Origin of the sequence: Streptomyces sp. NPDC096132 (assembly GCF_044763345.1) — a bacterium.
GTDB lineage: Bacteria > Actinomycetota > Actinomycetes > Streptomycetales > Streptomycetaceae > Streptomyces.
The window spans coordinates 247,749-261,506 of sequence record NZ_JBIWGA010000008.1 but is presented as its reverse complement, the minus strand read 5'-3'; the positions used below and the strand labels follow the sequence as shown (position 1 = coordinate 261,506).

The following is a 13,758-nucleotide window of genomic DNA, read 5'->3' as shown; positions in this document are numbered from 1 at the left end:
TCGGCCAGCGGGCCGCGCCGTGACAACGGACCCGATGCCCTCAACCGGGATCAAGTCCGGTATGTGGGAGGGCAGTTGCACGTTGGTGAGCCAGTCACGCACGGCAGCGCACTCACGCGTCCCGGCACCACCGGACTAACGCAGGGATCACCACACGTCACGCCCCCAAACAACGCTCCGAAGAGGTCATCGCCGTGAGGCACAGGGGCGCCCAGACGGCTCACACAGTGGCTACGCTCCCTGGACACCCCGCCTCAAAAGTTCGTCATCGACAGCGCGAAGCCTCTGCCGCCACTCCCTCGCGGCTTTGGGGTTGCGCCCCATGCCACGCGCCACGGTACCCCCAGCCCGCTGAGCGGCGAGGGCCCTGCGCTCCCGCAGTTGCTCGACAGAGAGGCTGGCCAGATCGGCGTACCAGTTGTCGTAGAGCTTCCAACGACTCATAGACCCAGGGTGCCGACCATCACGACCCCGCCGCACACCAATTTCGGGAACGCACGGGAAGCCGGCCCAGTCCGACGACGCCATGATTCGACCTACCTGCCAGCAAGCTCTCCAGCCACCTCACGCCGAAGTCGCTGCCATGCGAGATCGTCCGGGACGACGACGTCCTGGTTCTCCGCATCGGGGACGCCACCGTCAGCGTCTCCTGGGAACTTCTCGGGACCTGGTACACCGACATCGAAGGCTCTGAGTCACTTGAGTGGGCCAACTCGGTCATGAAGTGGTCGATAGGAACTTGGATACGAATCCGGCGTGCGCGCCGACAGCGCTGGGATGCAGACATCATCCGTGCCCTTGAGATCCCCGTCCCAAGGCTCGCGCAAGAACGAGCACGACAGCTGATCCAGCAGGGGAAGTGGCAGGAAGCCATCACCGAGATCAGGGAAGCGACCGGCTACGACCGCCGAGATGCCAGATGCGTCGTGCTCGCCCTGACGTACGGATGGAAGGTCCCCACCCCCGGACGGTTTCCTCGGACTCGGAGGCGCCCTGCCCAGAATCTCTCTGACATCCATAGGCGACATCAACAGCACTGGACGTAGGCATCCATGCGCGGCCAACACATATGCTCCGACAGGGCGGTCTCCTTGGGGCAGCAAGGCGCACCTTCGCGTCCGCCGGCCGTCAGTAGCCGTGGCCGGGCCAGTGCGGATCCGTCCAGCGGTCCTCACCGGTGAGTCCGAGCAGCCGTATCCGGTGCTGCAGATCCGCCGATGCGCCCGACTCGCGGAGCCGCATGGAAGCGTGGCTGAGGAGCCAGGCAACCAGTTCGGCGCGCAGTTCGTCCTCGTCGTGCTCGTACCAGGCGACGCTCCAGGGCAGGCCGTCTCCCAGGAGTTCGTACTCCCATTCCGCGGCCGCCTCGGCGAGACGTCGGTCGCTGAGGTACCCGGTCTGCTCTTCCCAGTCGACAAGCCAAGGGCCGAGCGTTCCGGACGCCTCGGCACACATCACGAAGACCTGATGTGCCGGGACGGCCGCATCCGGATCGGTGAGGCTCTGCACCCACCAGGCATGGAGGAACTCACGTACCGAATCGGCCTGTTCGTTGGGCCACTGTTGCCATCGGCCGCGGGCGAAGGAGTATCCGGCCTCCTCCAGTCCGGAGAGGGGTTCCGCGCGACCGGCGACCAGGACCCTCGCGAACTGCGGCAGGATGCGGCGCAGTACGGCCGCGTGATCGGTCCAGTCGATGGCCTGCCAGGTCCGGCGCAGGAGGTCCGGCTCCAGCTCCACATCCGGCGTCTTCAGAAGGGAGAGTTCCTCCGGGCCACCCCAGTGGCATTCGCAGTTGTGCTCGTCCGGATGCGCGGTCATGCCCTGGAAGGTGACGGTGAGGTTCTCCAGGGCGGCGCTGAGGCGGCGGCGTGCGGGACGGTCGGCGAGATGCATGATGTGCCCGGCCTTCGGGGACTCCGTACGGCTTCCGCCGGCCGAAGATCGCCACTGTACTCGGTGGGACGGGGCCTTGCATCACTCTGAGGCGTAGTCCGCTTGCGTGCTCCGCTGTACGAGCGCGAGGGCCTCCTCGCGGCTCAACTCCACATCACTCAGTGTGTTTCCTGTCGTGGCGAGCAAGGCGGTTGAGGATGTGCAGTTTCCCCGAGTCCGTGGCCATCGGTCGGCCGGGCCGGTGCCCGGACTGCCGGAAGCAGGCGAGACGCGTGGTCCGGCTGCGGGTGCGCCGGTACTGCGGGTGCGCCGGTACTTCTACGACTGGAGGTGTTCCCGGAAGACATTCGCCGAACCGGTGCCGACCTTGACCGACCGGCACCGACGGTCGAGCACCGGGCTGACGGGGTGGTAACTCGGTTGCGATCGGCTTGGTCACCTGGGCGAAGATGCCTGCATGAGCCGAGAGACGGATGAGGTACGCGAAGCGATCGCAGGAGAGCTGCGTCTTATGGATCCCAGCGTGCGCACATCACGCTCGCTTGCCCGACAGCTACTGGACCCGGACTTCGTAGAGGTCGGCGCTTCGGGGCGGCGATGGACGTATGACGAGATGCTTGCCGCCCTGCCCGAGCTGGACGGTGCGACAGAAAGCCGTCCGCGCTATGAGCCCTCGCAGTTCACCGGTGTCCTGCTGGCACCCGGGCTGGTGCACCTCACCTATGAGACCACGTTGGACGGAAAACGGGCACGGCGGAGTTCGCTCTGGCGCAAGCAGGGTGCGGCCACAACGTGGCAGCTGTACTACCACCAGGCCACACCCATCCCGCCCGGCAGCATGTAACTACGAGTCTCGGACGGTGATCGTTCGTTGTGACTCGCTGGAAATAACGGAGCGAGCTGACGACCGGGCAGTACTCGCGGCGATCATCCACGTTGCCAGGACAGGGTGCACCCAGCGGCAGCTCCCACCGGTCTTCGGCAACGGGCTGCCGATCTCAGTGGGCATCTCTGGCGCCCACACCCATACCGGTCAAGGCCTTGAGCCTGGGCGACATCGTTGGGGGGTCGAGCGCACGATGGCCTGGCTGGACGGCTGCCGACGTCTGCGGCTGGCCACGGGCAAGACCCGCCTGCTGAGGTTGACGAGTTCGCCTTCCGCAAGGGCTGCACCTATGGCACCGTGCTGGTCGGCGTCGAGGCCGGCCGGGTCGTGGACGTGCTGCCCGACCGTGCCTGGGAGCCCTTCGCGGCCTGGCTCAAGCAGCATCCCGATGCGGAGATCATCTGCAGGGACTGGGCCACCGCCAATACGAAGGCAATCAAGGAGGCCGCTCCCAACGCCCCGAGAAGACGCAGATCGCTGGCACCTGCTTCAGAACCTGTCCGCGGCGGTGGAGAAGACCTGTCACCAGCAACTCAGCTGCCTGCGCAAACACGCCGAGCAGGAGGTGGAGCCAAGCGTGCGCCGGAACTGCCCCGCACCCAAATCATCGAGCCGACCCGTCACCGCTTCGGGGACATCCGCCGCAAGCACCTCGCCACCCTACGGGCGGGTACCGCCGAACCCGTGCGGGCAGACATCCCCAGTCGAACACTCGTGAACTCCACGATCTCCGTCACGAAACTGCGGACAGAGCCAATTTCAAAGGCCCTGATCATCCGATGAGTCACCCCAACGAGACGCGTGATCGCCGGGACACGACCTAGGCAACATCTTCGGCTGACAACAGAACACGGGTCGCCTCGAGGTCGACGGCGACTATCCGCACCGACACGTCCTGGTCCTCGCGGACGAGCTGCGCAAGGTCCGCGACCGGCTCGGTGAGCGGAACGAGACCCTCTACGCAGTCGGCGATGCGCACGAAGTATCCGATCGGCGCGATCTTCGTGACTCGTCCGGTGACAACCTGGCCCACACGTTCCACGAACCGAGGGAGCAGGTCCTCGTGCTCGGCCCACTCGCGGAGCATGATGCCCACCTGGTGATTGTGCTCGGCGTGCCAGACCACCTCGCCGGTGACGAGTTGCCCCACGGTCGGCAGTTCCATGCACCTGGGCATCCTGTCGACTCTGGCCAGTCCAACGGCTTCAGGGCGGCCGTCGATGGAGAGGAAGACGCCGAAGGGCTGTCTGCCGACGACCTCACCGGCGATCGGGGTGCCGACAGGCAGAGAGCGAACCGTGTCGGTCCAGGCCGCGGCGGCACCGGCCGCTTGGCACCTGCCGTGTTCGGAAGGCCAGGAGTACTCACTCATACGCTGATCATGGCACTCACGAGCTGCGCCGTGAGCGCTTTCCGAGGTGCTGGTCATGGGCCGGCCAGGCAGCTTCACGAGCGGCGGGGCCGAGTTGTTCAGGCGTACCGTCAGGGTGCCGGCGACGAGCAGCCCCGAACAGTGGCGGTTCCGCCGGATGCGGTAAGGCGCCCCATGGGGATCCAAGGAGTCTCATGCTTGAGGCGAATCATCCGCTCCGCTTGTCCGTACCATTTCTCCAGCGGTGCTCTGCCCGTGACACCATCGCTGCGCGCCTGGCGGGCATCGGCCCGCCCAGGCGGCGCGCAGGGCAGACCCGTCCGGTGCTACACCCCGAGGAAAGGTCGTGCGTTACATGTCCGAGAACGCTTCCGTCACCGAACTCGCGTCGCAGTACACCGCTCAGGTGACCGCCGACCTGGAACGCAACGCCAAGGAACAGGAACGTATCGGCGCGGAAATCGCCGCTCTGAACGAGCAACTGGCAGCTCTTCAGCGGGACCACGGCGTGCTGGTCAGCATCCAGCAGGCCATCGACGCGGCGCCGACGCTGGCGCCGGCCAGGACGGCTGAGCCGTCCGACAGCGTCTCGGTGCCCGCGCCCCGTAAGAAGTCCGCCGGCGCATCCGGCACGAGCAAGCGGACGCAGCCGAAGAAGACCAAGGCCGCTGCCCCTCCCGCCCCCCGAGCCGAAAAGCCTGCCGGCCGCAAGCGCGCAGCCAAGACCGACGCCGCGAAGACGGCACCGCCGACGCTGGTCGACCTGGTCCGCCGCCACCTCGCCGAGCAGAGCGAACCCCGTTCGGCAGCGGAGATCGCCACCACTCTCGGCCAGGCCCACCCCGAACGCACGGTCAAGGCAACCGTGGTAAGGACCACTTTGGAAGGCCTCGTCGCGAAATCCCAAGCAGAGCGCAGCAAGCAGGGCGCGTCCGTCTTCTACAGCGCCGTCGCCGCAGCGGATGCAGCCGCGCCCACGCAGACCGAGGAGCAGCCCGCGCCGACCGATGCGTGACACCGCCACGGCGTCGTGCGAGGTGTGTGCGGGTGCTCTTTGGAGGAGCACTTAGCAGGCTTCATGGGCTGCCAGGTGGGGGTTTCGTACGGCGCCTGCCCCACCACAACGCCCGCGAGGCAGGCGCCGACCTCTGCGCCCCAGCCCGCCGCCCGCCGCCCGCCGCCCGCCGCCCGCCGCCCGAAGCAGGGAGCCATTGCGTCACGGCAAGCGGGTCAGGCGGGAGGGCGACCCCCCCGCCTGGCTGCCCTCGTTCCCCAGGGTCAGGGTGTCGGTGCCGGTCTTCGTCAGGGTGTAGACGTTGCCTCGCACGCACAGCTCGCCGATGGAAGGGTCCGTGGGGGCGCTGGTGGCCGCCTCGAAGACCATGGATGTTCCGTTGGTCTCTCGCAGCCGCAGCGTTTCGGTGCACCCGATGTCCCGGCCGCTGTCGGCGTCGGTGACGTGGCTGACCTGTCGGCCGACGATGTCGCCCTTGTCCGCCGCATGCAGGGTGACGGACACGGACACGCCGGTCGTACGGGCGTTCACGACACCGTCACCGGAAGTGCTGCCCGGGCCGGTTCCCTTCCAGGTGCCCACCCAGGAAGCGGGCAGGGCATCCGCGGCAGTGGAACGGGACGGGGAGGGGGACGGCGGCGGAGTCGTGCGCCGGGCGCCGTTCGTCCCGTCACCTGTGCCGTCCAGCAGCCAGGCCAGTGCAGCGACCACGGCCGCGGCCGCCACCACGCCCGCGACGACGGCGGTCGTCCGGGCCCGCGTCGGCCGCCGAACGGGCGCCAGGGGCACCCCCGTGCCGGGTGGACCGGTCAGCGCGGGGACCGAAGCGGTTCCGGCCGGAAGAGGCGTGGGATGGGCGTATGCGGCGGGTGGTGGTCCGTACGCCGCCGGCGCAAGGGCACCGCCGCCGCCACCGCCACCGCCACCGCCACCGCCACCGCTGGCAGCGTACGGACCGAATCCGGTCGTCGATACGCGGATGGGGGGCACCGGGTACGGCGGTGCGGGCGACGGCGCAGAGCGCTGCGGCAGTGCCGGCAGCTCGGCTTCCCTCGCGGCGATGTCCGCCGACAGGTCCGGTGGCAGAGCCGCGGCCCAGCTACCGGGAACGCCGCCGATCCGTTCCATGAGTTCGTCGGCGGTGGGACGGTCCTGCGGCGACTTGTGCAGGCAGTCGCCCAACAGCGGTACGAGCTGTGGCGGTACGTCGTGGAGCGCCGGCTCCTCATGGACGATCCGGTAGAGCAGCTGTGCCGCCGACGGGTCCTCGCCGCGCCTCAGGAAGGGCCCTTTGCCGGTCGCCGCGTACACCAGCGTCGCGGCCAGGGAGAAGACGTCGCCGGGCGCGGCCGATATCCCTCCGGTCGCCTGCTCGGGTGCCATGTATCCCGGCGAGCCGATGACCCCGCCGGTGCTGGTGTGCCGCGTGTCGTCGGCGGCACGGGCGATGCCGAAGTCGATGAGCAGGGGGTGACGGCGGGCGAGGAGCACGTTGGACGGCTTCACGTCACGGTGCGTGAGGCCTGCCCGGTGCACTGCCCGCAGTCCCTCCGCCAGTTCCGCGGCCAGGGCCCGGACGGCCGGCTCGGGCAGCGGGCCGTGGTGCTCCACCCACTCGGCGAGGGATGGTGCGGCCACGTACTCGGTGGCCAGCCACTGCGGCCGCTGCCCTGCGGGGCTGTAGTCGACGACCGCCGCCGTCCAGGCGGAGCGCACCTGGTCGCTGCTGACGATCTCGCGGGCGAACCTCTCCTCGAAGCCCGGGTCCAGACCGAGTTCGGCCCGCACTGTCTTCAACGCCAGGGGGCGCCCGGAAGCCGTACGGGCGAGGAACACCTGGCCCATGCCTCCGGCGCCGAGTCTTGCCAGCAGGGAGTAGCCGCCGATGGCCGGCGGATCCGCGGGATCCAGACTTCTCATGATCTTCTCCGGGCGGTACTCGGGCCGCGGCAGGGCGCAACACCGTGGACGGCGAGCACGGGGCACCGCCCGGCATCCGCGTGAGCTTAACCCACACGGGTGACGCGTCGTCATCGGCTTGCATCGCGCCGGAGCGGTGCTCGTCGGAACCGAACGCCCGTAAAAAGGCACGCCGATTGACAGTCCTTCGGGAGCCCGCGAACGACAACTTTGGTTTACGGCTCGCCATTCGTTAACTAGAGTTGCCGCATGGCCTCATTCGAGATCACTCCCGAAGAACAGGCAGAGCTCGACAAGGCTCTGTACGACGCCCTCAACCCGCTCGCATCAGCCTTGCGCTCCCGAGCGTCGGGGCTGCCCGAGGAACGCATGTGGGAGGCGGACCCCGTCGAAGTGACGCTGTCCGTGCTGGCCGCGTGGAAGGTGGTGGACGCGGAGGTCAAACGGCTGACGGCGATCGCGGCCGGCACCGCCGGGTCCTACGGTGCGAGCTACGAGCAGATGGGCGCCGTGTGGGGCATCACCCGGCAAGGCGCCCGCAAGAAGTGGCCCGAAGCCGTCAGCCGCCCCGCGACCACAGCGGCGGCGCGGACGAGCAGCGCGCTCGAACTCTGCGGCGGAACGGCCGAACTGACACAGGAGCCCTCGTCCGGCGGCTGGCGGTGGAGCGGCAAAGGCGCGGACGGAACACGGGGGGCGGCCGACGCCGGCGCCTCGTACGCCACGAAGGAGGAGGCCGCAGCCCATGCGGGAGCCTTCCTGAAGGAGCACACCCTCGGCCAGGCCTGAGGCCTACCGCCTTGGTCATCCCCGGATCGGGGTGACGGTGGCGGTGAGGTGCGGTGCGGTGTGATAGGCGGGCGGGCGCGTGGGCGCGGCGACGGGATGGGGAGGAATGCGTTGATCGTCTGGGTGAACGGTGCGTTCGGCAGTGGGAAGACCACGCTGGTGGAGGAGTTGCGTCCGCGCTGGCCCGAAGCGCTGGTCTACGACCCGGAAATGGTCGGCTTTGTGCTGCGGGAGATCGTGGAGGTGCCGACCGGCGACTTCCAGGATCTGCGGCTCTGGCGGCGGCAGGTCGCCGACCTGGCGGTGGGGCTGGTCGAGGAGTACGGGCGTCCGGTCCTGGTTCCCATGACCTTGGTCAACCCCGGCTATGTCGGTGAGGTGTTCGGCGCGCTGAAGGAGGCGGGCGTCGACGTTCACCACTTCTTCCTCAAGGTCTCGCGAGAGGTCCTGGAGCAGCGGATCGACGGACGGATCTCCTTCCACGATGATCCCGGGCGGGAGGAGCGGGTCCGGCGGTGGTGCAAGGACAGGATCGAGCAGTGCATGGCAGCGGTCGACACCCTGCCCGGCGACACGGTCTTCCTGGACGGTGAGCTGTCCCCGCGGGAGTTGGCCGACTCGGTGCTCGCCCGCGTCGGCGCGAGTTCAGAGCCGTAGGACACCCAGGGCCTGATCGCGTAGGGGGGCATGCACGGATGTGAGCCGATGCGCCCCCTGCGCCCCTCCATAGCTCTGCGTTAGGGTGTAATTGCCGTTGGTGACCGGAGGGGGCGTTCCGTGACGACCGATACCACCGAGTTCCTCGACAGGGCGCCCGCGGTCCCCCGTCTCGCGGTGCTCCGCGTCGGCGTGACCGGACACCGTTCGATCCCCGACTCCGTCCTCCCGTACGTCCGCTCCGCCCTGCGGCGCCAGTTCAGCCGTAGGGACGTCGAGTTGGAGGCCGTCAGCAGTCTCGCCGCCGGCGCCGACCAGTTGTTCGCCGACATCGCCCTGGAATACGGCGTCCCGGTGACGGCGGTGATCCCGGGCATGGACTACGAGACGCACCTGGGCGACGAGGAGACTCGACACACGTACCGCAGAATCCTCAGGTCCTGTACGACCAGGATCGATCTGCCCCTCCAGCCGACGCACGAGAAGGCCTACGTCGCGGCCGGCCAATGGATCGTGGAGCACGTCGACCATCTGATCGCCGTCTGGGACGGCCGTCCGGCCCGCGGCCCGGGCGGCACCGGAGACGTGGTCGCCTACGCACGGCGCCTGGGGGTGCCGGTGACGGTGCTGTGGCAGGCGGGCGTGCTCAGGGACTGACCGGCAACGCGCCCCCACCGGCCGGTCAAGTCGTTCGCCGTCTCGGCGAACTGACGTTCAGCCACCGAAGCGCACGAGCCATTCCGTGTGGGCAGGAGACATCAGACGTTCCGCCTCCCCCACGGCATCGGCCCAGCCCGCCTCGGTGACCGTGGTGGACATGGCGACCCGGGCCGTCTCCAGATCCTGTTCGATGAGGGAGTGGGCGTGCGTCAGCGGTCCGTGGCGTCGTACCTCCTGCCAGGCCACGCCCGCCGCCGCGGCCGCGCTGAGCAGTCCTGCCAGGTCCGCGCCGCCGAGCAGTCCGGCGGTGCGCAGCAGGGCGGCCGCCAGGGCGAACAGGGTCAGGCCGGCGGTGAGGGCCGACCAGCGGGCGGCGGCGCGGTGTGCGCGCGCTGCCCGGTTCTTGTACCAGACCGCCTGTTCGAGCAGCCGGTCACGCAGGTAGATGTCCCGGCGGGCGGCGTACGACTTGGCCCGTACGGCGCGCATCTGCGGGGTGATCTGCCCTTTCCCGAGTTCCTGGACCCCGTCCCGGGAGTCCTCCCAGCCACACTTGCGCAGCTCGCGCAGCCGCTCCTCGAGCCGCTCGGCGAACACCGCGTCCGGGTCCGCGACCTTGGAGTGGAAGGGGCCGCCGTGCACCATGTACTGCCAGGCCAGCGTCTTCACCAGCTCGGCGGCCGCCCGGTGCGCCTGCCAGTGGGTGCGGGAGCGGCGGCGCGAGGTGTGCAGACCGAGGAGGATCGTCACGCCGTACAGGACGGCAGCGAGCACCGCCATGAGATGGCCGGAGGCCTGCTCGATCAGCATGGCGGCCGCGGTGGCCAGGAGCAGCACGAGCAGATGCGTGCGGACCGCTTTGAAGGACTCGCTCTGATGGCGTAACGCCCATTGATCACTCCACCGGAACAGCGGTGGCAGGTCCCGCTCGCTCAGCAGGGTGCTCGGTGCAGGAGTCGTACCGGTCGCCATGGCGCCCCCCGAAATCGCTGCGCGCCCCCGACTTCTTCCGCGCGCCCCCGAAGTCCCAGGGTACGAATGGATGGACCGGCGGAACCAGTCCCCGCTCGACAGGTTGTCCTGGGCTTCCTGGTATAAGGTCCGCACTATCGGGAGCAGACTCGCTCGACGGTTCGTCTCTCCGGGGAAATCCGGGGACACCCAAGACGACGCACCCCGACAACCCTGCTGTTCCCATCGATCCGAACCGGAGCGACGAAACCGCCATGATCCTCGACGTGACGCCCATGAAGCGCCCCTCCCAGACCCTCGTCTCGGCCACTCGCCGGACCCGTCTGACGGACATCGACCCGTACGCGGCCGCCGCCGCGCGCGCCGCGGGCCGCGTGACGGACGTCCCCGATCGCCGCTCCGGCCGGCCGATCACCTTCAACTCGGCCTCCTGACCCGGACGCCGACGCGAGAACGTCACACGGACGGGGTGCGCCCGGCGGATTCGTCCGCCGCGCGTACCTACGTCCGTGATTCGATGGGGCGTCAATGCCCCCTGCGCTTTCGTGGTTTGACGTGTCGTGGGGTGGTCGGCATGGCACACTCCCTCCAGTGACGAGTAAGGCGCCGGACCATCCACCTCTGAGACAGTTGGTCCTGAAGATCCACAGCAGGTGTGATCTGCTGTGTGACCACTGTTACGTGTACCAGCACGCAGACCAGAGCTGGCGGTCCCGCCCGACGTTCATCCGCCCGGAGACGGTGCGTTCCGTCGCCGGACGGCTCGCCGAGTACGCCGTCTCGCGGTCCCTGGAGTCGGTGTCGGTGATCCTGCACGGCGGTGAGCCCCTGCTGGTCGGACCGGCCCGGCTGCGGGACATCTGCGCGGAACTCACCCGCCCCCTCTCCCCCCACACCACGCTCGACCTGCGCATGCACACCAACGCGGTGACCCTCAACCGCCGTCATCTGGACGTCTGCAAGGAGTTCGGGGTCCGGGTCAGTGTGTCGCTCGACGGGGACCGGGCGGCCAACGACCGTCACAGGCTCGACCGGCGGGGGCGCAGCAGCTACGACCGTGTGGTGCGCGGCATCCGCCTGCTCCAGGAGCCCGAGTACCGCCATCTGTTCAGCGGGGTGCTGTGCACGGTCGACGTGGCCAACGATCCCGTCGCCGTGCACGACGCGCTCACCGCACTCGAGGCGCCCCGGATCGACTACCTCCTGCCGCACTCCACGTGGGACAGCCCGCCGCCCAACCCCGCCGGGGCCAAGACCCCTTACGCCGATTGGCTGCTCGCGATCTTCGATCGCTGGGAGCAGCAGGGCCGCCCCATGCCGGTACGTACGTTCGACTCGGTGCTCAGCACCCTGCGTGGCGGTCCCAGCCTGACCGAGGCGCTCGGGCTCGCGCCCAGCGATCTCGCCGTGATCGAGACGGACGGCACCTTCGAACAGGCGGACTGGCTGAAGACGGCGTACGCGGGGGCTCCCGAGACGGGGTACGACGTCTTCCGGCACGGTTTCGCGGAGTTCGCCGAACATCCCGGGTTACAGGCACGCCAGTTGGGTCTGGACGGAATCAGTGACACGTGCCGCCGCTGTCCGGTCGTGCGCAGTTGCGGCGGTGGGCTGTACGGGCACCGCTACAGGTCCGGGCACGGCTTCGACAATCCCAGCGTCTTCTGTGGTGATCTCCGCTCTCTGGTGGAGGGCATCGCCGACCGGGTGACCGACTCCTCGTTCTCCCCGGCCGTCGTCAGTACGCATCAACTACGCTCCTCACAGCGTGAGTTGGACGCGGTCCTGCTGCGCCGCGTGCAGGAGCACCTGAGGCCCGAGCCGGGTTGGCCGGAGGCCTGGCGCCTGGTGGTGGCGCTGGACAGCGCTCCGGACTCCGCCCCGTACCTGGACGAGGTGCTCCGGCATCCCTATGTGCGGACAGGCCTGCAGCGGTCACTGCAGGGCCGTGCCGACCCCGCACGGTTCATGTCGCTGGCCGCCGCGGCGGCCTTGAGGGCAGGAGTGTCGGCCACCCTGGCCTGGGAGCAGCCCGGCACTCGTCTGCACCTGCCCACCCTGGGCACCTACCGGCTGGACGCCCCCGGTCGGATCGAGGTCGGTGTGACGGCGAACGCCTTCCGGGTGCGCGGCGACGGGGATCCGGAGGGGACGCTGGTGCGGCTCGACTCGGCCGCCGCCTCACCTCGCTGGCGTCCTCTGTCCCGGCTGTGGGAACCGGACGGTCCGCTCATCGACGACGGCGACCCCTACCGCGACTGCTATCCGGCCGCCGTCGCCCCGCCGCTGGAGGGCGACGCGTTCATCGAGCGGCTGAGACAGGCCTACGGGATCCTGGAGAAGGACGCTCCTGAGCGCGACGGCGATCCGGACGCGTTCCATCCCATCGTCCTCACTCCCTTGGAGGCGGGCAGCGGTCTGCTGCTCGGTGAGCACGGGTTCGGGGCGCTGGGCGTGGCCGTGGACGTGCAACCCAAGGAATTCGCCCGCGAGTTGCCGCGCATCGGACGCCGGGCCAGGCTCACCGCCCTGCGCGCGACGGCCGATCTGCACCGGCTGGGCAGCCCGGCGGGCGAACTGCTGGACCAGGCGGACGAGAGGCTGGGCCGGCAGGCGTACGACGAGGCCGCACGGGCACTCACCGCCCTGACCCTGCTGCCGGAGCGCGAACTGACCCGCACCGGCGCGGTGCTGGTGGCGCGGATGTGGTCGCAGTGGGCGGGGCGCCGTGGCTGACGGCTTCGGCTCCCCGGTGACAGATTCGGCGAAGAGGGAACAACTGAGCGCCCTGCTGGGCTCGTTGGGTGTTCGGCGCGGCGGTGTGCTGATGGTGCACGCCTCGCTGAGCGGCACCGGGACCGCCCCGGAGTCGGTGCGGGACGCCCTGCTGGACGCCCTCGGCCCCGAAGGCACGCTGATCGTGCCGACCTTCACTCCCGAGAACTCCGACACCTCACGCGCGTACCTGAAGGCCGTGGAGGGCAGGAGCGAGACGGAGGCGGCGGAGTTCCGCGGGTCGATGCCGCCGTTCGACCCGGACATGACCGAGTGCCCGACGATGGGGGCACTCGCCGAGTGCGTGCGGTCCACGCCGGGGGCCGTGCGCAGCGCGCACCCGCAGACCTCGTTCGCCGGACTCGGGCCGCGGGCAAGGACGTTGCTGCGGCGCCACCCACTGCGCAGTCACCTCGGCAGGCTCTCGCCGATGGCGAAGCTGTATGCCGCCGACGCCCAGATCCTGTTGCTGCGGGTCGGATTCGAGGTGTGCAGCGCGTTCCATTACGCCGAGTACCTGATGCGGCCGAGGCCGCCCAAGCGCACGTACCGGTGCGTGGTTCAGGACAAGGGGAACTGGGTCTCGTACCGTGACGTCTCCCTGGACGACAGCGACTTCGGCGAGATCGGCTCACGGCTCCCGCGGAAGTTCCTGCGGGAAAATGAGTGGGCGTCAAAAACTGTCGTACTTTGCGGAATGCGAGACGTTGTCGGCCACGCGAAGGGGCAGATGACCGGATATCGCCAGGCTTTGGCCTGAAAACGACGAACCGTCCGGGCGCTGTTCAGGCACATTGTTGGTTCCGGTTCAAGGCG

13 protein-coding genes are annotated in these 13,758 nt (G+C 69.1%); 9 read left to right on the top strand and 4 right to left on the bottom strand.

Going from position 1 to position 13,758, the window contains the following annotated elements:
• Positions 1 to 1,128: 1,128 nt before the first annotated feature.
• Entirely contained in the window at positions 1,129 to 1,896 is a 768-nt protein-coding gene (locus ACIRF9_RS21155) for a hypothetical protein (RefSeq protein WP_403824202.1), read from the bottom strand.
• A 457-nt stretch (positions 1,897 to 2,353) separates the two neighbouring features.
• On the opposite strand from ACIRF9_RS21155, the gene ACIRF9_RS21150 reads away from it, so the two are divergent.
• Together ACIRF9_RS21150 and ACIRF9_RS21145 are read left to right on the top strand one after the other, a co-directional pair.
• On the top strand, positions 2,354 to 2,740 hold the full coding sequence (locus ACIRF9_RS21150) for a DUF4440 domain-containing protein (RefSeq protein WP_403824199.1): 387 nt from the start codon (positions 2,354 to 2,356) through the stop codon (positions 2,738 to 2,740).
• Between the two features lie 216 nt (positions 2,741 to 2,956).
• A complete protein-coding gene (locus ACIRF9_RS21145) occupies positions 2,957 to 3,565 on the top strand; it encodes a transposase (RefSeq protein ID WP_403824196.1) in 609 nt (202 codons plus the stop codon).
• 37 nt (positions 3,566 to 3,602) lie between these two features.
• Here the strand turns inward: ACIRF9_RS21145 and ACIRF9_RS21140 are convergent, their stop codons facing one another.
• Entirely contained in the window at positions 3,603 to 4,154 is a 552-nt protein-coding gene (locus tag ACIRF9_RS21140; RefSeq protein ID WP_403824193.1) for a S1 RNA-binding domain-containing protein, read from the bottom strand.
• 355 nt (positions 4,155 to 4,509) lie between these two features.
• Here ACIRF9_RS21140 and ACIRF9_RS21135 point away from each other — a divergent pair, with 355 nt between their 5' ends.
• Positions 4,510 to 5,169, top strand: a complete 660-nt coding sequence (locus tag ACIRF9_RS21135; protein WP_403824190.1) for a hypothetical protein — start codon at positions 4,510 to 4,512, stop codon at positions 5,167 to 5,169.
• 201 nt (positions 5,170 to 5,370) lie between these two features.
• Here ACIRF9_RS21135 and ACIRF9_RS21130 read toward each other — a convergent pair whose 3' ends face one another.
• Positions 5,371 to 7,089, bottom strand: a complete 1,719-nt coding sequence (locus ACIRF9_RS21130) for a serine/threonine-protein kinase (RefSeq protein WP_403824186.1) — start codon at positions 7,087 to 7,089, stop codon at positions 5,371 to 5,373.
• Between the two features lie 249 nt (positions 7,090 to 7,338).
• Between ACIRF9_RS21130 and ACIRF9_RS21125 the strand changes: the two genes are divergently transcribed.
• The 3 genes from ACIRF9_RS21125 (at position 7,339) to ACIRF9_RS21115 (ending at position 9,192) form a co-directional block, all read left to right on the top strand.
• On the top strand, positions 7,339 to 7,878 hold the full coding sequence (locus ACIRF9_RS21125) for a hypothetical protein (RefSeq protein WP_403824183.1): 540 nt from the start codon (positions 7,339 to 7,341) through the stop codon (positions 7,876 to 7,878).
• A gap of 111 nt (positions 7,879 to 7,989) precedes the next feature.
• Positions 7,990 to 8,535, top strand: coding sequence for an AAA family ATPase (locus ACIRF9_RS21120; RefSeq protein ID WP_403824180.1), 546 nt, complete (start codon positions 7,990 to 7,992; stop codon positions 8,533 to 8,535).
• A 177-nt stretch (positions 8,536 to 8,712) separates the two neighbouring features.
• The gene (locus ACIRF9_RS21115) at positions 8,713 to 9,192 is read left to right on the top strand and encodes a hypothetical protein (protein ID WP_403824635.1); all 480 of its coding nucleotides are present in this window, start codon (positions 8,713 to 8,715) and stop codon (positions 9,190 to 9,192) included.
• Between the two features lie 57 nt (positions 9,193 to 9,249).
• Here ACIRF9_RS21115 and ACIRF9_RS21110 read toward each other — a convergent pair whose 3' ends face one another.
• Positions 9,250 to 10,167, bottom strand: a complete 918-nt coding sequence (locus tag ACIRF9_RS21110) for a DUF4231 domain-containing protein (protein ID WP_403824177.1) — start codon at positions 10,165 to 10,167, stop codon at positions 9,250 to 9,252.
• Between the two features lie 254 nt (positions 10,168 to 10,421).
• Between ACIRF9_RS21110 and ACIRF9_RS21105 the strand changes: the two genes are divergently transcribed.
• From ACIRF9_RS21105 to ACIRF9_RS21095, 3 genes are all read left to right on the top strand, one after another.
• Positions 10,422 to 10,601: a hypothetical protein gene (locus ACIRF9_RS21105; RefSeq protein ID WP_403824175.1), complete on the top strand. Its 180-nt coding sequence runs from the start codon at positions 10,422 to 10,424 to the stop codon at positions 10,599 to 10,601.
• Between the two features lie 157 nt (positions 10,602 to 10,758).
• On the top strand, positions 10,759 to 12,903 hold the full coding sequence (gene fxsBH, locus ACIRF9_RS21100) for a radical SAM/SPASM protein FxsBH, inactivated beta-hydroxylase extension form (RefSeq protein WP_403824172.1): 2,145 nt from the start codon (positions 10,759 to 10,761) through the stop codon (positions 12,901 to 12,903).
• A gap of 91 nt (positions 12,904 to 12,994) precedes the next feature.
• Positions 12,995 to 13,702: an AAC(3) family N-acetyltransferase gene (locus ACIRF9_RS21095; protein ID WP_403824632.1), complete on the top strand. Its 708-nt coding sequence runs from the start codon at positions 12,995 to 12,997 to the stop codon at positions 13,700 to 13,702.
• Positions 13,703 to 13,758: the final 56 nt, after the last annotated feature.

Coding starts and splice junctions, on each gene's coding strand:
- ACIRF9_RS21150 (WP_403824199.1), top strand. CDS start 2,354: ATGAGCCGAGAGACGGATGAGGTACGCGAAGCGATCGCAGGAGAGCTG.
- ACIRF9_RS21155 (WP_403824202.1), bottom strand. CDS start 1,896: ATGCATCTCGCCGACCGTCCCGCACGCCGCCGCCTCAGCGCCGCCCTG.
- ACIRF9_RS21130 (WP_403824186.1), bottom strand. CDS start 7,089: ATGAGAAGTCTGGATCCCGCGGATCCGCCGGCCATCGGCGGCTACTCC.
- ACIRF9_RS21095 (WP_403824632.1), top strand. CDS start 12,995: ATGGTGCACGCCTCGCTGAGCGGCACCGGGACCGCCCCGGAGTCGGTG.
- ACIRF9_RS21110 (WP_403824177.1), bottom strand. CDS start 10,167: ATGGCGACCGGTACGACTCCTGCACCGAGCACCCTGCTGAGCGAGCGG.
- ACIRF9_RS21140 (WP_403824193.1), bottom strand. CDS start 4,154: ATGAGTGAGTACTCCTGGCCTTCCGAACACGGCAGGTGCCAAGCGGCC.
- ACIRF9_RS21135 (WP_403824190.1), top strand. CDS start 4,510: ATGTCCGAGAACGCTTCCGTCACCGAACTCGCGTCGCAGTACACCGCT.
- ACIRF9_RS21105 (WP_403824175.1), top strand. CDS start 10,422: ATGATCCTCGACGTGACGCCCATGAAGCGCCCCTCCCAGACCCTCGTC.
- ACIRF9_RS21125 (WP_403824183.1), top strand. CDS start 7,339: ATGGCCTCATTCGAGATCACTCCCGAAGAACAGGCAGAGCTCGACAAG.